Annotated in this window: 14 protein-coding genes and 1 pseudogene; 7 read left to right on the top strand and 8 right to left on the bottom strand. The window is 71.1% G+C overall.

The window, feature by feature from the left end; all coding sequences use genetic code 11:
- Window positions 1–68: 68 nt before the first annotated feature.
- Together ACZ63F_RS42225 and ACZ63F_RS42220 are read right to left on the bottom strand one after the other, a co-directional pair.
- The gene (locus tag ACZ63F_RS42225) at window positions 69–3,929 is read right to left on the bottom strand and encodes a S8 family serine peptidase (RefSeq protein WP_469719313.1); all 3,861 of its coding nucleotides are present in this window, start codon (window positions 3,927–3,929) and stop codon (window positions 69–71) included.
- A 339-nt stretch (window positions 3,930–4,268) separates the two neighbouring features.
- The gene (locus tag ACZ63F_RS42220; RefSeq protein WP_469719311.1) at window positions 4,269–8,234 is read right to left on the bottom strand and encodes a S8 family serine peptidase; all 3,966 of its coding nucleotides are present in this window, start codon (window positions 8,232–8,234) and stop codon (window positions 4,269–4,271) included.
- Between the two features lie 368 nt (window positions 8,235–8,602).
- Between ACZ63F_RS42220 and ACZ63F_RS42215 the strand changes: the two genes are divergently transcribed.
- Entirely contained in the window at window positions 8,603–9,661 is a 1,059-nt protein-coding gene (locus ACZ63F_RS42215; RefSeq protein ID WP_469719309.1) for a helix-turn-helix transcriptional regulator, read from the top strand.
- A 646-nt stretch (window positions 9,662–10,307) separates the two neighbouring features.
- On the opposite strand, the gene ACZ63F_RS42210 is transcribed toward ACZ63F_RS42215, so the two are convergent.
- Both ACZ63F_RS42210 and ACZ63F_RS42205 read right to left on the bottom strand, forming a co-directional pair.
- On the bottom strand, window positions 10,308–10,658 hold the full coding sequence (locus tag ACZ63F_RS42210) for a hypothetical protein (RefSeq protein ID WP_469719307.1): 351 nt from the start codon (window positions 10,656–10,658) through the stop codon (window positions 10,308–10,310).
- Between the two features lie 106 nt (window positions 10,659–10,764).
- Window positions 10,765–11,598, bottom strand: coding sequence for an NAD(P)H-binding protein (locus ACZ63F_RS42205; RefSeq protein ID WP_469719306.1), 834 nt, complete (start codon window positions 11,596–11,598; stop codon window positions 10,765–10,767).
- A 49-nt stretch (window positions 11,599–11,647) separates the two neighbouring features.
- Here ACZ63F_RS42205 and ACZ63F_RS42200 point away from each other — a divergent pair, with 49 nt between their 5' ends.
- Window positions 11,648–12,601, top strand: coding sequence for an AraC family transcriptional regulator (locus ACZ63F_RS42200; protein ID WP_469719304.1), 954 nt, complete (start codon window positions 11,648–11,650; stop codon window positions 12,599–12,601).
- Window positions 12,602–13,653: 1,052 nt separating this feature from the next.
- On the opposite strand, the gene ACZ63F_RS42195 is transcribed toward ACZ63F_RS42200, so the two are convergent.
- Window positions 13,654–13,968 carry a replication-relaxation family protein gene (locus tag ACZ63F_RS42195; RefSeq protein ID WP_469719302.1) on the bottom strand — a complete coding sequence of 105 codons (315 nt, stop codon included), beginning with the start codon at window positions 13,966–13,968 and terminating at the stop codon, window positions 13,654–13,656.
- Window positions 13,941–14,180: a hypothetical protein gene (locus ACZ63F_RS42190; RefSeq protein WP_469719301.1), complete on the bottom strand. Its 240-nt coding sequence runs from the start codon at window positions 14,178–14,180 to the stop codon at window positions 13,941–13,943. The genes ACZ63F_RS42195 and ACZ63F_RS42190 overlap by 28 nt, the downstream gene beginning before the upstream one ends.
- A gap of 786 nt (window positions 14,181–14,966) precedes the next feature.
- Between ACZ63F_RS42190 and ACZ63F_RS42185 the strand changes: the two genes are divergently transcribed.
- Window positions 14,967–16,481 carry an exo-alpha-sialidase gene (locus ACZ63F_RS42185; RefSeq protein ID WP_469719299.1) on the top strand — a complete coding sequence of 505 codons (1,515 nt, stop codon included), beginning with the start codon at window positions 14,967–14,969 and terminating at the stop codon, window positions 16,479–16,481.
- A 252-nt stretch (window positions 16,482–16,733) separates the two neighbouring features.
- Window positions 16,734–17,030: pseudogene (locus ACZ63F_RS42180) on the top strand (VOC family protein); the annotation flags it as partial.
- Window positions 17,031–17,860: 830 nt separating this feature from the next.
- Here ACZ63F_RS42180 and ACZ63F_RS42175 read toward each other — a convergent pair.
- Both ACZ63F_RS42175 and ACZ63F_RS42170 read right to left on the bottom strand, forming a co-directional pair.
- Window positions 17,861–19,063, bottom strand: coding sequence for an IS110 family RNA-guided transposase (locus ACZ63F_RS42175; protein WP_469719298.1), 1,203 nt, complete (start codon window positions 19,061–19,063; stop codon window positions 17,861–17,863).
- Window positions 19,064–19,391: 328 nt separating this feature from the next.
- On the bottom strand, window positions 19,392–20,270 hold the full coding sequence (locus tag ACZ63F_RS42170) for a helix-turn-helix transcriptional regulator (RefSeq protein ID WP_469719296.1): 879 nt from the start codon (window positions 20,268–20,270) through the stop codon (window positions 19,392–19,394).
- A gap of 154 nt (window positions 20,271–20,424) precedes the next feature.
- Here ACZ63F_RS42170 and ACZ63F_RS42165 point away from each other — a divergent pair, with 154 nt between their 5' ends.
- Genes ACZ63F_RS42165 through ACZ63F_RS42155 form a run of 3 tightly spaced genes read left to right on the top strand, consistent with a single transcriptional unit; the run spans window position 20,425 to window position 22,458 of the window.
- Window positions 20,425–21,144, top strand: coding sequence for a type 1 glutamine amidotransferase domain-containing protein (locus tag ACZ63F_RS42165; RefSeq protein WP_469719294.1), 720 nt, complete (start codon window positions 20,425–20,427; stop codon window positions 21,142–21,144).
- Window positions 21,141–21,485, top strand: a complete 345-nt coding sequence (locus tag ACZ63F_RS42160; protein WP_469719293.1) for a hypothetical protein — start codon at window positions 21,141–21,143, stop codon at window positions 21,483–21,485. The genes ACZ63F_RS42165 and ACZ63F_RS42160 overlap by 4 nt, the downstream gene beginning before the upstream one ends.
- 10 nt (window positions 21,486–21,495) lie before the next feature.
- Window positions 21,496–22,458: an aldo/keto reductase gene (locus ACZ63F_RS42155; RefSeq protein WP_469719292.1), complete on the top strand. Its 963-nt coding sequence runs from the start codon at window positions 21,496–21,498 to the stop codon at window positions 22,456–22,458.
- The last annotated feature ends 400 nt before the right edge of the window (window positions 22,459–22,858 follow it).

Raw genomic sequence — 22,858 nt, 5'->3', positions numbered from 1 at the left:
CCACCGTCCTGCGGCTTTTCCCTGCCGACTCCGCCGGCGCAGCCTTCGATGCCCTCCAGCGTGCGTGTTCAGACGCACCATAAGAAACAACGTCTAAGACCGAAGGCCCGGTTGATGGTCTGCCGGACACCGCCGCCGTTTCGCTGCTCGGCCGTGACGCGGATGGACACGTAGGTCGCCCGGGCCGGGGCGTGGAGCCGGGTCCGCCATGAGCCCTGGTCGTCCTTCAGGACTTGCCGGTGCCAGGAGGCGCCGTCGTCATAGGACACCTCCAGTCCGACCGCTGAGACGGCGTCCTTCGCGGCGTCGCTGCCGACCACGACGGGGTCGACCGAGAAGTCCGAGGTGCGTGCCGCACGCCCCTTGTCGTCCAGGTCCGTTCCGTAGTCGAGTTGGGCCAGAGGGATGGCTTGATTTTCGGCGCTGCCGGAGACGAACGTCCACTCCGTGTGCGTGGTCGAGGAGTAGGGGGTCAGGTCGGGGTTTCCCTGCGTGTCGGCGACGAGCCGGTACGGCAGCTTCTGGGGTGCGAGGTCGCCGACTCCGAAGTCGGGCCGCGGGCCGTTCTGCATCAGGAGCCTGTCGCCCTGGTAGAGCGCGAAGCTCCGGGACATCAGACCCGTGTCACCGCTGTGGGCGGACCCCCCGTCGCCGAATCCCGCGAGTGTGCCGCCCATGGCGTCTCCGACACGGTGCGGCACCTCGAAGCTGAGCATCCGCGGCCGGGTGATCGGGCCGAACCAGTGCTCGCCCTGGACGCTGCGCGGTCGGTAGCTCGTGATGTCGGTGAAGGTCGACCATCCGTCGATGGACGCGTACTGCTGCCATGTGACGCCGTTTCCGGCGGAGACCCAGTCGGTGCGGTGCCGGGCGGTCACCGGTTCCCGCGGGAAGGGAGGAACGCGCGTTCCCCCGTACACGGCGTAGGGGTAGGCGGCAGGCCAGTACTCGTACGACGGGCTGTCTTCCCGGCTCTCGAGGATCTGCTTGCCGGCGGGCGCGGAGAAGGTGTTGTCGATGCGGGCGAGGCTGCCGGGGTCCGTGTCCGGCGAGGGGTCCTGCGGCACTCCTCCCCGATGGTAGTCGGCCAGGTCGTACAGGTACGCCGGTGCGGGGTGGGCTTCGACTGCCAGACCGGCCCTCCTCTTTCCGGCGGCCGTGAGGGTGCGGATCAGGCGTTCTCCGTCGTCCTGGGCGACCGAGGCGACCGGGAGGGGGCCGGTTGTCGTCCGGTCCCGATCGCCGTACCAGTCGTACCCACGGCCGTCGCCGTCGTTGACGACGAGGAGCATGGCCGCTGACGCCGCATGCGCCGCGGCCGCCTGGTCCGCCGGCGTCACCTCGTCACTGCGGCGCACGACGACGGCTTTGCCGCGGGCGTGCAGGCCGGTGTAGTCGGCGGGCGCGCCGTTGCCGGCGAAGACCGCGTCCACGTGTGCGGAGCCGTCGTGGAACGACGCGGATCCCGGTTGGACCAGCAATGCCTCATCCAGACGGTGCCCGCCGTAGGTGATGGTCAGCGGCGTCTGCTTGGCACGGATCCGGGTGGTGAAGACGAAACAGCCCTGGGTCACCTTGCCCTTGCTGGGAAGCGCCCAGAGGCTGTCGTACGCCGGTGAGGGCATGAGGATCTCGTGCAGCGCCCGGTCGTCGGCGGGCGTCGGCCGGCTGGAGGTGAAGGAACGGTACAGGTCGATCCTGGCGGTGGTGACCGAAGTCGGCTTCGGCGTGGCCACCTTGATCCGGCGGAGGTGTGACGCGTCCAGGTCGACGTTCATGTCGGACGTCAGCTTCAGCTCGGGAGCGGCGAGTACGGCGTATCCCAGGGAGTGCGGTCCGTTGCGGCCCGGCACGTCCAAGGTGGAGACGACGGTGTAGGAGCCGGGGGCCCAGCGGCTGGTGAGAGTGCCGTTCGGGACCCACATGATCGTGGTCTTCCCGTCGGCTCCCGTGATCTCGACCTCGCCGCTGACGGGCTTGCCCGCGCGGTCCTTGAGGTGAACCGTCAGACCGTACTTCTCGGACTCGACGGACAGGCCCGCGGCGGTGTGCACGGAGCCGGTCGCGAAGCCGGCGGTGACCTGGGCGGCGTACTGTCCCGGCCGCAGCCCCCGGGGATCTGCCACGAGGGTCACCGTCGAGGTTCCGCGCGCCGGCACCGTGACCCGGTCGGCCGCGAGGGTGAACGCCCCCGCGGGTGCGTCTCCGCGGTCCACCTGGAGGCGCAGGGTGATCGGGTGCCCGGTCGTGTTGGTGTAGGTGATCTGCCGCTTCACCGGCTTCGGCTTGCGGTCCTTCGACCAGGGGACGAGCCCCGCGTCGACGGACCCGCTCGCGACGACCTGGTCCTGAAGGTACGCCGTGCCCACGTCGAGTCGGCCGGTGCCGGCCTGGTAGGGGCTGTAGCCGGGGGTGCGGGCGCTGGTGCTCATCAGAGCGTCCTTGAGCTGCCGGCCGGTCCAGGTCGGATGCTTCTGGGCCAGCAGCACCGCTGCCCCGGCGACATGCGGCGCGGCCATCGAAGTGCCGCTGTCCGTACGGTAGTAGCCCTCGCCCGAGCTCATCAGCTGCGAGCGGGCGGCCAGTACGTCCACCCCCGGAGCGGTGAGGTCGGGCTTGAGAGCGTCGTCGTTCATCCGCGGTCCCGCGCTGGAGAAGTCCGCGAGGTGGTCGGTGGCGTCCACCGCGCCGACGGTGAGAGCGGCGTCCGCCGTTCCCGGTGCGCTGACGCTGTACGGGTTGTTCCCCGAGTTGCCCGCGGCGATGACGAAGAGGGCACCGGTCTCCGCACTGAGCTGGTTGACCGCTTGACTCAGCGGGTCGTCCTGGGTGTGCCACGCCGGCGTGCCCAGGCTCATGTTGATGACCTTGGCGTGCTCGGTCCGTGCCGCCCACTCCATGCCGGCGATGATGCCGGATATGGGGCCCGATCCGCTGTCGTCCAGGACCTTGCCGACTATCAGGTCTGCGCCGGGGGCGACTCCGCGCTCCTTTCCGCCGGAGGCGGCTCCCGTTCCGGCCACCGTGGACGCGGTGTGCGTCCCATGTCCGTTGCGGTCGGCGACGTCCTCTCCCTCGACGAAACTACGAGCCCCCACAATGCGGTCGGCCAGATCCGGATGTGTGGCGTCCACACCCGAGTCGAGCACCGCCACCCGGACGCCCGCGCCGGTCGCCCCCGCTTTCCACGCCGCGGGGGCGCCAATCTGCGCCGTGGTGTCCGCGAGGTCCGCCCGCGCCCTGCCGTCGAGCCACACCTTGTCGACACCCGCCGCGAAGGAGGGTCCCGTCGTACCGCCGGAAGCCGCGTCGATCCTCCCCGCCGTCCGCAGGGCGGCCCGTCCGCCGTCGTCGGTCAGAGCGTCCCAGAAGACGGGTGCCGTCGACCGCCGAGCCTCGACGGCCTCTCCGTGGACGGACGGGAGAGCAAGGGTCGTTCTCGCGCCCGGCAGCGGACCGTCGGACCGCAGCCGCCCGCCGGGGGCACCGCTCCCGGCCGGAGTGTGCGTGACGATCAACGGGAGGGCGCTCATGTGGGCGTCGTCGTAACCCTGGGCCGTCAACTGGGTGATGTCGAAGAGCTGCTTGTCGAGCCGTCCCGCCGCGATGTAGGGCATGGCGCTGTCGGGATACACGAAGGTGTCCCGGCCCTCGACCACGACGCGTGCCGAGGCCTCCGCTCCGGTCACACCTTTGATGTCGTCCACCGACACCGATCCGTCAGGCTCCTGAATCGCCGTCACCCTGTCGCCGGTGATCAGCGTCACCGTCACCGTGACCGGCAGGCCGCCCGCTCCGGGGGACCCGTCGCCGACGGCTTGCGGGGCCGGACGAGGCGTCGCGCCGTGGGCCGTCCCGGGGACGGTCAGCGCGGCGGCGAGGACCGCAGCTGCCCAAGCACCCGATCTTCGCGCGAACAGATAATGCACACTCACTCCTGGATCACTGGTGGACCGAATCTGATCATCGGCACACGGACAAGTAAGTAATTGAACTCTGGACCACCTGCCTGCCGTGTGTGCGGACACTCGCAGGGCCGAGGCTCCTACGGCGGCTGGACCAGAGGGAGTCGGGGACGGTGCGGCAGCCGCCGGATCGGGCATCGTCACGGACGCGCCCGAGAGACCGGTCCCCGTCCAGGAACGGACGGGGAGTCAGGACCTGCCTGCGTCCGGCGGCTGCCGCCGTGCCCGCGATGACGTCGGACACATGGCCGCGGGTACGGCGCGGGCCCGACGTGCGGTTCGGGCCCGGCCTTGGCCCGGACGTCAGTAGGAGAACCGCTCCAGTCCCGTGCCCCAACCGTTCACGACCCAGCCCGTGCGGGTGTGCGGGTCGAGGAAGAGTCCCTGACGGCCGGTGAAGTCGAAGTTGGAACCGGCGATGGTGGAGGCCACGAGGTTGGCCACTGCGTGGCGTGCCAGCACCTCGCCGGTCGCCGGGTTCAGCACGGTGATCTCGCTCATGGCGTTGTTGTCGGTCTCGACTCCGCTCTCGTAGAGGCTCGCCTCCACGGCGACCTGGTGGGTGCTGTCCAGGGCCGGCCAGACCGGGCCGCGGGTGCCGGTGTCGACGGTGGTGGACGGGGTCAGCGTCTTCTGGTCGGCGGTCAGCCAGGTGCTGGTGGGGAACTCGCCGCCCTCGGGGTTGGGCTGGGCGGCACCGATGGCGGCGTAGACCTTGTCGCCCCTGCCGTCGGGCAGCAGCGCCGACACGCACAGCGGTAGCGAGGTGACGGGTGTGACGGTGCCGGTGCCGAAGTCCGCGCCCACCGCGCCGTAGGGGACGCGGCCGCCCAGGCACGGGCCCATCGTTCCGCCGGTGGCGACGAAGACCTCGCCGGTGGAGGCGTCCACCGAGACGCTGTTGTAGGAGCGGTACAGGTTGTCCGGGTTCAGGGCCAGCGACTTACCGACCCGTCCGGTCTTCATGTCCACCGGCCAGACGCGGCTGAGGCCGCTGTCGGGCTCGTAGGTGGTGACCAGGCCGCGGTGGCGGACCGGGTCCACGGTGCCGCCCTCGAGATAGGCGGTGCCGCCGATCAGATCGGAGAGCGCGGTGACCTTCACCGGGGCACCGGTAGCGGGGTTCTCCACGTCGATGGAGGCCTCCGAGCCGGCGAACGGGGTGTGGATGATCAGAGCGTGGCCGCCGGCCGGGTCGGTACCGAGGACCTCCTGCATCGTCTGCCCGTCGGTGGACTCGGCGAAGGAGGCCCCGACGGTGCCGGTGGTGAGGTCGTAGCCGGTGGTGGCGGAACGGTCCAGGTGGTACACCTCGTCGCCACCCGTCAGGGTGAAGGAGTCGGTGGAGACCAGCGCCTTGCCGCCCGAGACGGTGAAGCTCTCCACGGTGCCGGCGACCGGATCCCCGTCGCGGTACTGCAGGAAGGACGTCGGGGACGCCTGGCCGATCGGTGAGCCGTGCCGGGTCGCGAGTACCCGCACCGGGTACTGCAGTCCGGTCGGCAGTCCGAGCGCCGACAGGTCCAGCACGGTGTGGCCCTTCACCGCGGGCAGTGTGACGGTGAGCGTGGACGGGTGGTTGAAACCGTCGTCGTCGTGGTGGCTTCCGTTCTGGTTGGTGGCGGTGTTCAGCGAGCCGTACAGCGTGGGCCCGGGCGACATCACCTCGAACTCGGCGCCGTCCGCGCCCGACACGCCGGTCGCGTCCCAGTTCACGGTCGCCTTCGGCGCGCTACGGGCAGTGTCGGCGGCATGCGCGCGGGTGTAGCCGTCCGTGGACAGCAGCGGGGCGTCGGGCCGTTCGCCGGCACCTGGGCCGACGCGCAGGGCGCGGAAGTCGCCGTAGACGGGGAGCACTCCGTAGAGGTCGGCCTGCTGGATGCCGACGCCGTAGAGTCCGGCGCCGCCTGCCGTGAACGCGGATGCGGGGATCGTCACGGTGCCCTTGGTCCGGGTGAGCGGGGTGGACCACTGGACGTTGAAGTCGTCGACTGCCGCGCTGGGCGTGTAGTGGCCCACGGAGGACAGCACCAGCCGCGGGTCGTCCAGATCGCGGACGCCGGTGAGGTCGTAGGAGACGGTGACGGACCGGCCGAGCGGGGCAGTGCCGGGCACCGTGGGGGCGAGCGCCTGCGCGTAGGTGCCGTCGTCGGGGAGGAAGGTCAGACGCTGCGAGAGCGCGCCGGTCACCTTGCCGCCGCGCAGCGCCTGGAAGGTGACGGGCACGCTGCGGGCGGTGGCGGAGACGAGCGGCAGCCCGGCGGCGCCCAGCAGTTGGGCGGGCATGAGGCGCAGGCTGGGTGTCCTGGTGGTGAACACGCCCTTGTCGCCGATCTTCACCCGGTAGGTCAGGCCACTGCGGTCTCCGGCCATGTCCAGGCCGAGCGTGATCGGAGAGACGGCGTTCTGGCCGGAGGGCGTGCCGTTGCCGTCGACGGGGCCCGACAGGTCGATCGCCGTGGGGTCGGTGGACTCGGTGAACGCGGTGCCGGACTGCGTGGGCAGCAGCTGCCGCTGAGCCACCGACAGACGCACGGGCCTGGGCGCGATGCGGTAGCGCTTGGCGAGGACCTTCTCCACGGCGCGGGTCACATCGAGCTGGGTGCCCATGGTGAGCGGCCGGTCGGCCTGCGGGGGCTGGGCGATGGAGTTGCCCGTGGAGACGAGCAGGTCCCGGACCTGACGCGGCGTCAGAGATTGGTGGGTCGCCTTGGCGGCCTGGAGCACGTCGGCCACGGCGGCGGCGATCTCCGGTGCGGAGGCGGAGGTGCCGCCGTTCAGCACGACCTCGACGTCCTGCGCCGCGCAGGGGCTGGAGGTGCACACGTGCATCAAGGACGGCAGGTTGTCGCCGGGGGCGGCGAGGTCGACGCGGGTGCCGAAGCCGGAGGAGTAGCCGGCGGAGCCGTTGTAGCGGGTCGTCGGGTAGACGCCCTGCCGGGTGTCGGCGGAGCTCAGGGTGTCGTCGGTGGTGGTGGCGCCGGCCGCGATGACGCCGCTGTCGACCACCTTGGAGGGCGTGGAGGTGGGCTCCACGTCGTCGATGTCGGTCTGGGCGCTCGCCTTGCCGGTGGTGTCGGTCGGGGTGCTGCCGCCGTCGGGGCCGACGGAGACGGGCAGGGCGAGCCGGGTGCCGTCGTTGGAGGAGACGACCACGGCGATGCCGGACTTCACGATGGAGGTCAAGGTGGCCCGGATCGTCGGATCGTCCTCCAGGTAACGGCCCGGGAAGCCGATCGACTCGTCGGTGCCGAAGCCGAGACTGGCGGTGATGACACTCGGCCGGGGTTTCTGGTTCGCGGCGGCCTTCAGCGCGGCGGCGATGCCCTCGTAACTGGCCTCCTGCGGCACGACGAGGCGGTACTGGGCGCCGGGCGCCAGGCCGAGCAGGTCGGTGGCGCCGCTGCCGGTGGCGCCGGGGCGCTGCTGGTCGTGGGGGAGAGGGGCCATCATCGAGAAGTCGAGAAGAACCTCGCCGAGGTTCGGGTCCTGGCCCTCGGTCGAGCCGCGCGGATCCAGCTTGGCATCGTTGTCGGCCGTATAGGTCGGGATGAGGGGCATCGACGGCTCGTCGAGGTAGCGCCGGCCGTTCTTGATGACGGTGGTGGGACCGTACGCGCGCACGTAGTCGTCGCCGTCGTCGGCCATCGACTGGTCGGTGAGGTCGCCGACGGAGACGTTGGTGATGATCTGTCCGGCGCCGGGCAGGGCATGCAGGTAGGTGTCCGCGTCCGCGAAGGCGCCTGCGGCATCCACGCCCTGGGCGTTGAGGTAGGACTGGAAGGACGTGCTGAGGCCGTCGTTGGCGGGCAGACCGGTGGTCGCGCCCGGCTGCGGCGCCTTGCGGGCGTCCTGTCGCAATACGGCTTTCGTGGCCGCGGTCAGCTTCACGGGGCCGGTGTTCATCGGCTGCACGGGTGCCTGCTGGGCGGAAGTGCCCCGCTTGGTGCCGAGGGTGTACGGGGCGCCGCGGGTGGCCTGGGCACGTGCGGTGATCGCGGTGGTGGAGGGGCTGATCGTGGCCCCGAGTCCGGTGCGGCCTGCCGAGCGCGGCACGGGGAAGGCGCGGGTGCGGCCCCGCGAGTCGGTGAGAGTGCCGGTGCCGTCGTCTGTCCAGGCCACCTTCGAGCCGTCGGCGAGGGTCAGGCTGTGGCGCGCGGGCGCGGTCGGTTCGGGGCCGCCGGCGGGCGCGGCGACGGCTGGGCCGGCCGTCACCAGAGGGACCAGCAGGGCCAGGGCGGCCACTGCCTGTCTTGCTTGTCGGTGCATCAAAGTGCTCCTTGCGCGCGAGGAGTTCGGGGGCGGCGCGGGTGCGGGTCTGCCGACGCTGGCAGCTCCTGCCGGTCCGGCCGCCGCGTGACGCCCGGGTGATCGGGGGTTGATGCGGCGGTGTACCGGGGTGCACGGCAGAAGGTGCTGACACCTTGTGACGGCTGTGCCGACGGGAACAAGGAATTCCAGGTGCGGCTGAGCGCAGTTGCGCTTTGGCGCGAAGCAGGAGCGTTGTACCGGAGGGAATTTGACCCTGAAATGCTGTAGTTAGGGCTGCTTTACGCACCCGGTCGGGGCGTCGTGGGAACGCTCCCGCACTGGACCGGAGGGCGCGGCACAGGGTTAAGATCGCTGCACTCCCACCGGTGAACGACAGCAGGGGCCGCCCGATGCCCGCGGAGCCGCAGGTGCCGCAGATCCCGCAGGTGCCCTGGAGCGGCCTGGGGTTGCCGCCGTTGGCGGGCCGGATCCTGGAGTACCTGGTAGGACACCCGGAGACGGCTCCCGCGGAAGCGGCGGCGGCCCTGGGCGCGTCCACAACGGCTACCGCCCGGGCCCTTCGGCTGCTGGAGTCCGAATTGCTTGCCGTCCGGGTCAGCGGTCACGCGGGCCGCTGGAGCGCCAGCCCGCCGCGCCCGGCGCTCGGCAGCCTCCTGGCCCGGCGCCGCGAGGAGCTGGCGAGTCTGGAGACCCACGCCGAGCTGCTGCACGAGATGCACATCTCGGCCACCAACCACCGTTTCGCTTCCGACCAGTTCGAGATTCTCGACACCGAGGAACGGGTCACCGCGCGCTACGCCCATCAGCTGCGAGCGGCCCGGCACGAGGTGCTTCACCTGGTGATGCCGCCGTACGTGGCGGCGGTCGACGGGGTGCCGGACAGGCTGACCGTACAGGCGACGGCGATCCGCGCGGGCGTCCGCTTCCGGTCGGTGTACGACAGTGACACCCTCACCGACGAGATATCGCTGGAGACCGCGCGGCGCGGCCTCGAGATCGGGGGCGAGGTGCGGCTGTCCAGCAACTTGCCGATGAAGCTGGTGATTTTCGACGGCACCACCGCGATCATGCCGCTGCGGCGGGACGACGCGGCGGCCGGCTCACTGCTGGTGCACTCCCCGACGCTGCTGCACGTGCTGGCGGCGCTGTTCGAGAGCCTGTGGTCGCACGGGGTGCCCTGGGGACAGGAGGGACGCCCGGTGCCGCCGGCCCCCGCCTCCGACACGCCGAACCCGCGGGCACGCGAGGTCCTGCGGCTGCTCTCGCTCGGCATGAAGCAGGATTCGATCGCCCGCACGCTGGGGGTGAGCCGGCGCACCGTGCAGAAGGACATCAGCGACATCGGCACGGCCTTGGGTGCGCGCAACCACTTCCAGATCGCGCTACTCGCCCAGGAGCGCGGCTGGCTGACTCCGCGCCGGTGACCGTGGACCTTGGTCCGGTCCGGCTCAGTTCGGGCGGGAGTGTGGCCGGGAGCGTCGGTCGTTTGGCCGGTCGCTTGGGCTGGCTGCCGGCGGGTCGGGCCGTGCGCGGTCGCTGCGGCTTCTCGTCGCAGGTGTATCACCATTCCGGGACGGCGCCGGTGGGGTGGCCGCAGCCGTTTCCTGCGGCAGGTCGGTGGGGCCTTGTCGCGGACGGTGGTGCTCAGGCGGCAGTGCTTCTTTGAGTGCTGTTCGCTCTGCTGGGTCGGCGGCTGGGCGTCGCGGCGCCGAAGGTGTGTGTCATCGCGGTGGCCTTGGCCGGTGCCGCGGCGTCGAGTGCGGTACGTACGGGCGCGGCTCCCGCCTGGGAGCGGCAGGTCGGGGCCGGGCCGGGGTGACGGTGCTGGGGGCTGGTGGCGCTGATGGGACGCGGGCCAGGCGGGGGCGGGCCGCGGAGTCGGTGTAGGGGGCGGGCAGGAAGGTGACGGTCTGGCCGGGGACGGCCGCGTCGGGCATCTGGTCCGTGTTCTCCGCCCGGGGGCCGGGTGGTGCGTGCACGTTGTGGGCGGTCCGGGTGTCGGTGGCCGCGTTGCAGGCAGGCTGTTCCTCGGTCGTGTCGGGCCGGCAGGGGACCGGTTCGCCGTCCAGGTCAGTGCGGCGCGGTCGCCCTTGCCGGGCGGTGGCCGGCGGGCAGGACGGCCGTGCGGGGTTCGGTGAGCAGGACCCCGCTGTCGGGGTGGGCGTCGAGCAGGGGGTCGAGCAGGGGGCCGCGCAGCAGGGCGGCGTCGGGGCGCTCGTCGAGCAGCGTCGCGGTCGGCTCGTTCCGGTTGCCGATGGCGGTCTCGGCGGGCGGCCGGCCGCCATGGCCCTTGTAGCGGTTGGTGAGGTCACGCTGCAGGACCGGAGCGCTGCCGGTCTTGACGGCGACGGCCGGCCGGGGGCGTGCCGGGCCGGCCGGGGCGGTCCTGTGGCCGGCCGCCCGCGTGAACGCGGTGTGCATCCCGCTGTCCGCCTCGGCACTTCACCGCATCCTCAGCTGACCCTGCCGGGGCTGTGTCGGGGCTGACGGGCGGGCGGGGGCCGGTCCCCCTCGGGGGACCGGCGGTTCACGCCGGACGGCGTGTGGCCCATGAGGCGGCGGGCGCCTCGCGCGCGGCCCAGGCCTCGAAGGTGGTGGCCGGCCGGCCCAGGATCCGCTCGACCCCGTCCGAGACGTAGGCGTCGGCTCCGGTGCGGATGCCTTCCAGCATCGCTGTCCGCCACCGTACGTAGCCTTCCGGTGTGCCGTTCGCACGCAGCCGTGCGGCGTGCGCGGCCGGCTGCTCGGCCTCGTAGCGCACCTCGATGCCGGAGGCGGCCGACAGGAGGGCCGACGCCTCGTCGAACGTCAGCGCGCGGGGGCCCGACAGGGCGATCCGCTCACCGGCCGGTGCGCCGTCGGCCAGGACCTTCGCGGCCACCTCGGCGATGTCCCGCACGTCGACGAACGGTTCGGCCGCCCCGCCGGCCGGCGCGCGCACCAGCCCGTCGACGGGGGTGAACATCGCCTCCGTGAAGTTCTGCGCGAAGTGCGAGGGCCGCAGCACCGTCCAGGGGACCGGCCCCGACGCGAGCGCCCGCTCGGCCAGGTCCACCGCCCCGCCCGGGAGGAACTCGACCGCGCGCGAGGACAGCAGCACCGCGTGCTCCACGCCCGCCGCGGCCGCCGTCTCGAGGAACGCGGTGAGCGGGCCGCTCCAGTCCGCCGCGGAGCCCGGGCCGACGACGAACACACCTCGGGCGCCTGCCACCGCGGGTTGCCAGGTGGCAGTGTCCCCCCAGTCGAACCGCGTCGCCGAGTTCCTGCTTGCCGCAACCGCGTCGTGTCCCTGCGCCCGCACCGCGCCCATGAGGCGTCGGCCGACTTTTCCGCTACCACCGAGGATGAGAAAACGTGCCATGTCCTCGACGTTACGGAACCGGTCTCCGACGGCAAATGAGTGATCGGCCATGAAACATTCGCGATCGTCTAACCTGGTCGAGGTGGACGTCCTCAGCGACCAACTCGCCCGCGCCCGGGCGCGCGGCGCGGTCTTCTCGACCCTGCGCCGCGTCAGCCCCTGGGGCCTGGAGTTCAGCGGAAAAAGACCGCTGACCGCCCACATCCTCCTCGACGGCACCGGGTGGCTCACCTGCGCACAGGCGGAACCGGTCCGGCTGGGCCCCGGCGATGTCGTCCTCGCCACCGCGGGGGAGCCCTACCGCCTCGTCAGTGACGTCGGTGCCGAGGCCGAGAAGATCGCTGACGCCCGTCACCGGGGCGGCGACCCGTCACCCGGGCCGGCGTCCACGATCATCTGCGGGGCCTACACCGTCGAGGGGAGCGTGGGGACAGCCCTCCTGAAGTCGCTGCCCCGCTTCACGCAGGTCCCGGCGCAGTCGCAGAGCGCCCTGCACCGCCACGCGATCAGCATGCTCGACGCCGAGGCCGGCGGGGAGGGCGCCGGCCAGCAGGTGCTGCTCGACCGGCTGCTGGACCTCAACCTCGTGTACACCCTGCGCGCATGGTGGCAGCAGGACGAGCGGCGGGCACCCGGCTGGTACCGGGCGTTGGCCCGTCCGGGACTGGCGGCCGTGATCCGGGCGGTGCACGAGCGTCCCGGGCACAGGTGGACGCTGCAGGACATGGCGCACACCGCCGCGATGTCCCGCGCCGCCTTCACCGCCGCCTTCCGGGACGTCGTCGGGACCAGCCCGGGCATGTACCTGACCGAGTTGCGCATGAGCCTCGCAGAGGACGACCTGCTGCGCACGGACGCCACCGTGTCCGCCGTCGCCGCCGGCGTCGGCTACAGCAGCGAATTCGCGTTCTCCACCGCCTTCCGCCGCACCCACGGGGCGCCGCCGGGCCGTTGGCGCACCACCCACCGGCCAGACCCCGCGCCCACGCCCCACGACCCCTGACACCACCGACTCGCAACACCTGGCCGCGGTCCCGCGGCCGGTGGTTGCCGGGATGCTCATTGCCCTTCCCGTGCCCGACCGGAACCCGAGCCCGCTACCCGCACAGACCGGACTCACGCTGCCTCTCCTCACCACCGCAGCAGCCCCGCACCCGTCCGGAAAAGTTGTCCGGGGCGTCGTCCTCGGCGTCCCCGGCCCCAGACGCCCCCCCCCGCACGCCGCCCCTCCCGGGGGCCCCGGCGCCCGCCCGCGTCTCGGCCCCGTCTGGTGCCGCCTGGTGCGCCTGGGCGGGAATGCTCTACCGCCTGCCCGCGTTGCACAGAGCGTGGTCGCGGAGGGGACAGTGTCCCCGGGCCTCACCTATTGCGCATGAGGATGATCGTCCGGCGATGCCTCATGGTGCCTTTCGCCGCGTAGGCGACCGCCCTTCACGACCACACACACGTCGGTGGCCCGCCCCGGAACTCACGGGGGCGGGCCACTGTCATGTCCGGCCGCGCTGGAGGGCGATGCACTCGCGGGGCTTGCCGCGTGCCGTCGGGCGCGGGCTGTGGAGGGTGAAGGGCAGCAACAACTGCGTCGCCTCGGCCAGGGCCGGCGCCGTGCCTGCCTCGCCCTGACCATGAGACCGACCATGGCTGCGGCTGTGTCGTGCCGGCCCCGACCATGGCTGGTCAGCGTGCGGCCGGCGTCTCTCTGCGGCGGCCGCGCTTCATGTCTGCCGACGCCCGGATTCGGTCCAGGGGACGTGCTGGTCGGGGTCGTGGACGGGGTGCCAGACGGGTGCGGAGGGCCGTGGTGGAGCAGGTCGGCCAGCGGCGCCGCCAGGACGGGGACGTCGTACAGGAAGCGGGACGGCGCCAGCAGCCCGGCCGCCGCGCGCAGTGCGCTGATCCGGTTCTCGGCACCGGCGGGTCCGGTGCCGTCCAGGACGAACAGGAGGCGGGGGAAGAGCGGGTAGCGCCGTCGCCATTCCTCAACCGCCGGTTCCTGGAGGGGCGGCCGCCGTCCGGGGACCGTGGGTACGTAGTGGTAGAGGCGGTTGTACGCGGTCAGCTTGGCGGCGAGGCGTTCGGGGCCCATGGTGGCCCGGTCGACTTCCACGAACGGGCGGCCCGGTCGACTTCCACGAACGCCCGCAGCATGGGCCCGTGGTCGCCGTCGGCGGCGGGGCCGTGCCGGTAGTACAGGAGCGCGTCGGGGATGACGGCCTCGCCGCTCCTGATCGGGTGGTGGACCTCGGGAATCCAGTCCAGCGGCTCGCATACGTCGCCGCGGCGGCGGGCGTCCTCGAGGAAGAGGAGCGCGGTCTCGGTCACGGTCAGTGTGTGGCCCACCTTCAGCCGCACGGCGGTCGGATCGGACACGGTCCTGGAGGGCCGGCACCCGCGCATCTCAGGCCACTCGCAGCGAGCTGCACACCGTACGAGGTGGGGAACCACACCCGCATCCGTCCGGCCTGCGGCAGGGTGATGCGGTCAGCCAGCCCCTCGCTGTGCAGCCGGGCCAGCCGCCGCCCCGTCTGCTCGATCCGCACCTTGGGGGCGATCACCCGGTGCATCTGCTCGGTGGTGGCCATCCGGCACTGCGTCAGCCGATCACACCCAAGGCCAGCCGGTCTCCGCTGCCCACGTCCACGCCGATCATCACGGATCTGCTCGCTTCCCGCCCGGTGCGGCGCCGTCCTGCCCGGCGCCGCGGATACCGGTCACAGCAGCAGCCGGCCACGACCAGACCATCGACAACGAGGGCCTGACCACGGTCACGAAGCGACCACACCGCCGTGGACCAGGCCCACATCCCCGCCGACAACCGCCCGCACCCTCCGCCGGGCCTGACCGCGAAACCGCACATGCTGGTCAGGCCGCGGTCGGGAGGCCGACATCCCCTCTACGCCCAGTGGGTGGGTGGGACAGGCCCTGGACGGCCGCGAGGGGATCGGGCGCCGCTGGTGTTCCGCGCGCGCGTCGGCGGGGCCGCGCGCGATGGTGCGCGTCGTCGGCCGTCTGCTGCAGGACGACGAGCTCGCGCGGCAGGCCACTGGGATGCAGCCCGGCGCTGATGGTGCACGAGTCCGTGCGCTTCGGCGTAGGAGTAGGCGACGGCGAGGCCGACGTCGGGGCGGCCGAGGGTCAAGGGGGCGTCAATTCATCCTGCTTCAAACGGCGTTGCATTAAACGAGCATTGACATGGCCATGTGAAACACAGGAAGGTGTCAGCGTCCTGACGCACGTCCTGCACGATGTTCGGTTCGGCCGGGCTCCACCCGCCCCCCCATGGCGCGGACGTGTACGAGGCATGCTCCCGTCCCCGCTCTGTGACGCACCGATGCGGGACGTGCCCGTTCTCGGAAAGGGAATGGATCATGTCCCTGGCGTCACTGCTGCACCGCCTCGCGAGACCCGGCCTGGTGACGGTGGCCCTCGCGGCCGGCGCGCTGGCCCTGTCGACGACCGCCGCCACCGCCGCTCCCGCCCTCACCCAGATCAGCGCCGACCCGTACACCAACTCCACCAGCCAGCACGCCACCGAGGTCGAGCCGGACACCTTCTCCTACGGCTCCACCGTCGTCTCCGCCTTCCAGGTCGGCCGGTTCACCGACGGCGGCGGCTCCAACATCGGCTTCGCCACCTCCGCCGACAACGGCGCCACCTGGACCAAGGGATTCCTGCCGGGCATCACCACCCAGTCCGGCGGCACCTACCAACGGGTCAGCGACGCGTCGGTGACGTACGACGCGAAGCACAACGTCTGGCTGATCTCCTCCATCCCGATCACCTCGTCCGTGACCGTGCCCGTCGTCTACACCAGCCGTTCCACCGACGGCGGTCTCACCTGGAGCAATCCGGTGGTCACCGCGACCGGTTCGAGCCTCGACAAGAACTGGATCGTCTGCGACAACACCTCGACGAGCGCCTTCTACGGCAACTGCTACACCGAGTACGACAACAACGGCGACGGCGACCGCATCAAGATGACCACCTCCTCCGACGGCGGGCTCACCTGGGGCGCGTCGAAGAACACCGCCAACAACGCCACCGGTCTCGGCGGCCAGCCCGTCGTCCAGCCGAACGGCACCGTAATCGTTCCGATCTCCAACGCCTCGGAGACCGCGATCCGCGCCTTCACCTCCACCAACGGCGGCTCCACCTGGACCAGCGCCGCCACCGTCGCCACCGTCAGCTCGTTCACCGTCGGCGGCTCCCTGCGCAGCGGCCCGCTGCCCTCCGCCGAGATCGACGCGGCGGGCAAGGTCTACGTCGTCTGGCAGGACTGTCGCTTCCGCGCGAGCGGGGGTTCCTGCACCTCCAACGACATCGTGATGGCGACGACCACCAACGGCACCACCTGGTCGTCGGTGGCCCGCATTCCGATCGACGCGACCACCAGCACCGTCGACCACTTCATCCCCGGCCTCGCGGTCGACCCGGCCACCTCGGGCAGCACCGCGCACCTGGCGCTGACGTACTACTACCACCCGGTCGCCAACTGCACCGCTTCCACCTGCCAGTTGGACGTCGGATACGTCTCCTCGACGAACGGCGGCTCCACCTGGACGGCACCGACCCAGCTGGCCGGGCCGATGACCCACTCGTGGCTGGCGAGCACCACACAGGGCACCATGGTCGGCGACTACATCTCCACGTCCTTCGCCGGCGGAACGGCCCACCCCGTCTTCACCGTGGCCTCGGCTCCCAGCGGGTCGGTCTTCCACGAGGCGATGTACTCACCGGCGTCGGGCCTCACCGCAGCCGGCGGCACCGCCACCGTCACGACCGCCACCGCACGGGACAACGCCTTCTCGGCCCGCCTGGCCGCGATCGCCTACGCGCAGTGGCTGGCCAACGGCGGCACCGAGGGCGGGGAGGACAGCCCCTGACCGTTGCTGTTCCGGGTCTTCCGACGGCGAGCCGCCGGAAGACCCGCCGGCCCCCCTGGCCTGGTTCGCACCCCAGCGGCCGGCCGTCGCCCGAAGGACATTGCCGACAACGTCTTGCCCTCACCCGTCCCGTGAAGGGCTTGCCGTGCGTCTAGATGATCGATTCCAAGGGTTCGTGCTCGTAGCGATTCCAGACCGGAGGGTTGGCGCGGCCCCGTAGGCTGAGTCCTCGTCCGCACTGTCTGGGGAGTAATGACCAGTAGGTTCACCGAGTTGATTGTCGACTGCCACGATCCGGAGCGGCTCGCGGCCTTCTGGTGCGCGGTGCTGGGCTTCAAGGTGATCGACCGGAGCGAGGGCAAGGTCGAGATCGGCTCCTGGGAGCCGACCGTCGAGGAGGTCCGGGCCCGCCAGATGCCGCCCACCTTGGTGTTCATCCGGGTGCCCGAGGGCAAGAGCGTGAAGAACCGGCTCCACCTGGACGTCAGCCCGATCGACGGCAGTACCGACGACGAGGTGGCCAGGCTGGTTGGCCTGGGCGCCGCACGGCCCGGGTGGCGCGGACGTGCTGCGGTTGCGCAATGGAAGAACGGTGCCGCCGCTGCGCAGGGCGTCGTTCTCGGCGGCGAGTTGGCGGATGGCCTCCTTGTACAGAGCGAGAGTGCGGCGCAGGTCGGTGTTCTCCTTCCGCAGCCGACTCAGGTTGGCTTCCGTATGGGCGTCGGAACCGGAGTGTTCTGTCTGCGTCGCAGGCTGGGCTGTCGTCGGGGCGCGAGGCCGGAAGTTCACGTCGATCAGGTCGGCGTAGTGCCGGTGGGAGGTGACGTGCGGAATGTCGAGCCGCTCGACCGCGGTCATGATGGAGCACCGTCCACGGGCCGCGGCCTCGGCAAGGATGGTGTCGATGGCGGCTTTGACGGTGTCGGTGCCGGGCAGGGCGCGTTTCACTCGGCGATCTCCGGGGCGTGGCGGGTGAGGAACGCTGCGGTGGCGCGGTGCTTTTCCTCAGGGCGTTGACGGACGTAGGGGGCGGAAGCGATCGCCGCTGGCCAGGGCATCCTCCAGCCGGGCGAGGTGATCGGCAGTATCTGCCCAAGCGCACGAACCGGTACACCGCTGACGACCTCCATGTCATTGAGCACCGGTTCAACAATCGGCCCCGCAAGACACTGAGTTGGCAAACCAGGCTCAGGCATTCGCCGCGGCTCTGGCGCTCTGTCGCCGTCACCGGCGAAAAGATCTCCAGGGACCGCGACTCCGCCCCCGACGGCAGCACCCCCGACACCGTCGCCGACCTAACCTGCCCCGGGCTGGGGCCGGTCGCGGCCAACCGCATACACATTCGCGGGGCTCTTCGGGGGGTGTTTCTATGTCTTTCGTCAAGCGGGGCGTGGGGTTCTGGGTTCGTAGAAGGTGCCGTCGCGGAGCATCGCGAAGAGCACGTTGATCCGCTGGCGGGCCAGGCGGAGAAGTGCCTGGGTGTGGGTCATTCCTCGGGCCCGGCAGCGGTCGTAGTAGGTGCGGGAGGCTGGATCGTGCAGGGCGGCGAACGCGGACAGGAACATCGCCCGCTTGAGCTGCCGGTTGCCGCCTCTGGGCGCATGTTCGTCATGGATCGAGGTCCCCGACGACTTCGTCGTCGGTGCCAGGCCGGCGTAGGAGGCCAGGTGAGCGGCGGTGGGGAAGCTGGTTGCGTCGCCGACGGTGACCAGCAAAGTGGCGGCGGTCCTGAGCGCGCCCCCCGGAAGCGAGGTCAGGACCGCGGAAAGAGGGTGAGCCTCCAGCAGCTGTCCGATGTGCGTCTCCAGAGCTCGTCGCTGTTCGTGGACGGCCGCGAGCGAGCGGGCCAGCGACGGGATCACGACGTCGAGCGTGCCGGTCCCGGGGACGACGACGGTCTGCTCGTCGAGGGCGTCGAAGACCTCGTCGATCAGTCGCTGAGCCATGCGCGGGGCGGTGGGCCGGATGATTTCAACGAGCCTGCGACGACCGGCTTTTCGCAGGGCTGCCGGGGATCCGTAGCGTTCCAGCAGCCAGGTCACGGCCGGGTGGTCCAGACGCGGTCCGAGGACGCGTGACAGGCTGGGGTGGAACTGGGTGAGCAGGCCGCGTATCCGGTTGGAGGTGCGGGTGGCTTCGGCCGCCAGGTCCTGGTCAAAGCCCACCAGCACGGTCAGCTCTGCGGTGATCTCGTCGGTCAGTTCCAGCGAGCGCAGGGTGTGCGGCATCGTCCTCGCGGCGTCGGCGATCACGGCCGCGTCGCGGGCGTCGGTCTTCGCCTCGCCCGGGTAGAGATCGGCGATCCGCCGCATCGAGAGTCCGGGCAGGTAGGAAACCTTGCAGCCGGCGTCCCGGGCGACCGTCAGGGGCAGAGCTCCGATCGAGGCGGGCTGATCCACGATCACCAGCACGGTGCCGAACTTCGCGGCCAGCTTGTCGAAGACGACCCGCAGTTTCGGCTCGCTGTTGGGCAGCTGCTTGTCGAAGACCTTCTTCCCGGCCGGGGTGAGGCCGTGCCCGTGGTGGGCGCTCTTGCCGACGTCCAGGCCGAGGAAGACGCCCACGTCGTCGAAGTCGTCCAACCCATCCTCCCGAGCGGGGTTCGTGTGGTGCCGGCCAGGGCTTCGGCGTCGTATGCGCGCATCCACGTTATGCAGACCTGCCGCCCGCAAGCGGCCGGGCATTGCGCCAGGCCAGGCGGTGGTCGGGCCTCTCATCAGCGTCTCCAACGGCGCCTCCCGAGCCCGGTGACACCCCCCAGGTCATCCGTTCGACAGGGGGGAACAGCCATGCCGGGCCCGGAGGCCAGCGACCCCGTTGCGGAACCGCGCAAAACATAACGGGGGGGGGCGATGATCTACCAGTGTCACTCCGAGGCGGCCGGAGGGGCTTGCAGGGTGGGCCGGACATTCAGGCCGAGGCGAGGAGTTCTCCGAGTTCGGCCAGCTTGGCCTCCGCGGGTGAGCCTGCGGGGGCGCTGTGGACGTTCATCTTCTGGACCGCGTCGCCGGGCACGGGCAGGGCCTCGCAGTCGAGCCGGAACTCGCCCACGGTGGGATGGCGCATCAGCTTGCTGGCGAAGGTGCACTCGAAAGCACCCTGCTTCGCCCACATCACGCGGAAGTCCTCGCTGCGGTCGCGCAGCGTCGCGGTCACCTCGGCGACCCGGGCATCGCCAGGATTGCTCGCGGCCTGCATGCGCAGGCCGTGCGTCATGCCCTGGGCGATCTTTTCCCACTCGACGAACCGCTCCCTGGCCTCCGGAGCCAGGAAGGTCCACACGGCGAGGTTCCGCTCGGAGGCGGGCACGGTGGTGGGGTCGAAGAAGATCTCGGCCGCCAGCGCGTTCACCGCCAGGACGTCCATGCCGCGGCCCGTCACCATGACAGGGACGTCCGTGAAGGTGTCCACGAGGCGTCGGATCGTCGGCCGCACCCGTTCACCACGGGACGACGAGACGCCGGCGCGGGACGCGGCGGCGGAGGGGTGGCGCGGTCCCGCCACCAGGTCGCGCAGGTAGCGGCGCTCCGTGTCGTCGAGCGTGAGGGCGTCGGCGACGCCTGTCAGCACCGCGTCGGAAACATGGCCAATGCGACCCTGCTCGAGCCGGGCGTAGTAGTCGAAGCTGACGCCGGCGAGCTGGGCGACCTCCTCGCGGCGCAGTCCCTTGACCCGGCGCTGCCGAACATCGACGCCGGCACTGCGGGACGAGCGTCCGCCGACGGCCGCGGGCGCCGCGCGGGCACGCGCGGCACGAAGGAACCTGCCGAACTCTTCCCTCGTGTCCATCACGCCTCCCGCTCCCCGTTCCGTCCTAATGAGTACTGCCAGTCCTAGGTAACACAGGGCCGACCGACCTGCATTCCTGACCGCCCGATCTCCGTTGTCATGAGTGGACGCGGAACGCAGCGTCCAGCGATCACATCCCGACCCAGGAGATCCCATGCCCAAGGTACTCATCATGCTCACCGGCGCGCGTGTCTGGAGCCAGAACGACGGCACCCAGCGTCCGACCGGCTTCTGGGGCGAGGAGTTCGTCGTCCCGCACCAGCTGCTGTCCGAGGCTGGTGTCGAACTCACCGTGGCCACCCCGGGCGGGGTGGTGCCTGTCGTCGACGAGCTCAGCCTGTCGCCCGAGGCCAACAACGGTGACGCGGAAGCCGCCGCACGCTTCCGCTCCTATCTCGAAAAGGTGAGTGATTTCCTTCAGAACCCGGTGCGCCTGGAGGACATCGACCCGTCAGAGTACGACGCGGTCCTCGTCCCCGGCGGTCACGGACCGATGCAGGACCTCGCCGTGAACGCCGAGTCCGGCCGGATCCTCGCCGCCATGCTGCCCGACGACAGCAAGACGGTGGCGGCGCTCTGCCACGGGCAGGCGTCTTTCCTCTCCGCGGGAGACGCGGAGGGCAAGTGGCCGTTCAGGGGCCGCAGGATGACCTCGTTCACCGACGAGGAGGAGCACATCACTGGTCTCGACGCGAACGCGCCGTGGCTCCTGGAGGCCCGTCTGCGTGCGGGTGGCGCCGAGGTCACCGGCGGTCCGGCCTGGCAGTCGCACGTCGTGGTCGACGGCAACCTGATCACCGGCCAGAACCCCGCCTCGGGTGCGGCCGTCGCCAGGAAGCTCCTCGCGGCCCTCGGTGTCGAACAGGCCGCTTGACCGGTGTGGACCTGCCGTCCGGTGCCGTAGCGCGGTCCGTCGAAGAGACCGACGAGGCGATCGTCCGGCAGGTCCGCGAACTCGCCGCGGCGCGGACCTCGAAACGCTCTTCGAGGTCCGCCGCGGACCATCGGCCGACGCTGCCCGAGGGCCGGCCGGCACCCGGCCCGTGGACTGGGCTTGACGCCGACGCGGCCCGGGAGCGGAACTCCGCCGCGGACGGTGCCGACGGGTTCACCACCCACGAGTTCATCGACGGCGGCCCTCACCGGGTGATCGCCGTCGTCGAACTCGACCGGATCGCGGACAGCCCGCGTCGAACCATCGCAGTGACAAAGTGAAGGACACCCCATGACTCCGCCCATCCCGACCCGGGAGCTCGGCCCCGAGAAGCTCACCGTCGGCGCCGTCGGCTTCGGCGCGATGAGCTTCGGCAACTATCACAACCCTCCGGCGTACTACGACAAGGACGCCGTGGCGAAGGCGATCCTCGATCGTGCCGAGGAACTCGGCCTCACCTTGGTCGACACCGCTGACGTGTACGGCCCGAGCGAGGAAGTCGTCGGCCGCGCCCTGCGGGGCCGTCGCGACGACTTCGTGGTGGCGACCAAATTCGGCATCGTGCCCATGACCGCCACGACACCCCCGCGTGCCGACGGAACCCGCGCTTACCTGCGCGGCCAGGTGGAGCGGTCGCTGCGCCGGCTGGGCACAGACCACATCGACCTGTACTACGTCCATCGGATCGACCCGACCACCCCCATCGAGGACACGATCGAGGCGATGGCCGAGCTCGTGACCGAGGGCAAGGTCCGGCATCTGGGCCTGTCCGAGGCTGCCGTCGACACCATCCGCCGGGCCGCGGCGATCCATCCGATCACGGCCCTGCAGACCGAGTGGTCGCTGTGGCAGCGCGGCATCGAGGCCGAGGTCCTGCCAGCCGCCCGCGAGCTGGGCATCGCCATCGTCCCCTACAGCCCGCTCGGGCGCGGCGCCCTGACCGTGACGGGTTCACCCCGGGGCGGACAGGTCGACCCGGGCACGCGCCTGCTCGGTATTGTCCAGCGCATCGCGGATGAGGTCGGCGTCGAGCCGGGCCAGGTCGCGCTCGCCTGGCTGCTCCACCAGGGCGATGACGTGCTGCCGATCCCCGGCACGCGCCAGGTCGACCACATGGAGCAGAACACGCTGTCGGCGCTCGTCGAGCTCAGCGTCGACCAGCTCGCCGAGCTGAGCTCCATCCCTCTCGCCGGAGAACGCAGGGGCCTCACGCCCAACTGGTTCGACGGCGTGACGCCTCCTCGACGGGCCTGACGAGCAACGCGCTGTCGTCGACGTCCTCGGGTGCGTGACGGACAAGGCGCCCGAGTTGTCGAGTCAGATGTCCGGCACCTCAGGCAAGCGGCCCGCGGAGCCTCGTCCCAGAGGAGTCCCAGGGAGCCGCCGCTCCCTCCTTGACCCACCAGGCCGGAGATGACGGCTGGATGCGGCGTCCCCGGGAGAACGCTCGCACTGCTGTGGAGCTTCTACCTTCTTGACGACGAGGTCGCAGCGCGTTTCCAGCAGGTGTACGACGCATACGCGCCGCAGGCGAGGACGCACAGCAACGAACTGACCCAGTCGCAGGGCGTGCCGTTCAAGCCGACCGCGGCGTTCGGCCCCTTCCGTACCCGCACCTACCGGTGGAGCGAGAGGGTGCGCGCTGCGGACTGGG

The organism is Streptomyces sp. NPDC104761 (assembly GCF_055583445.1).
This window is presented reverse-complemented; position numbering and strand designations above follow the sequence as displayed.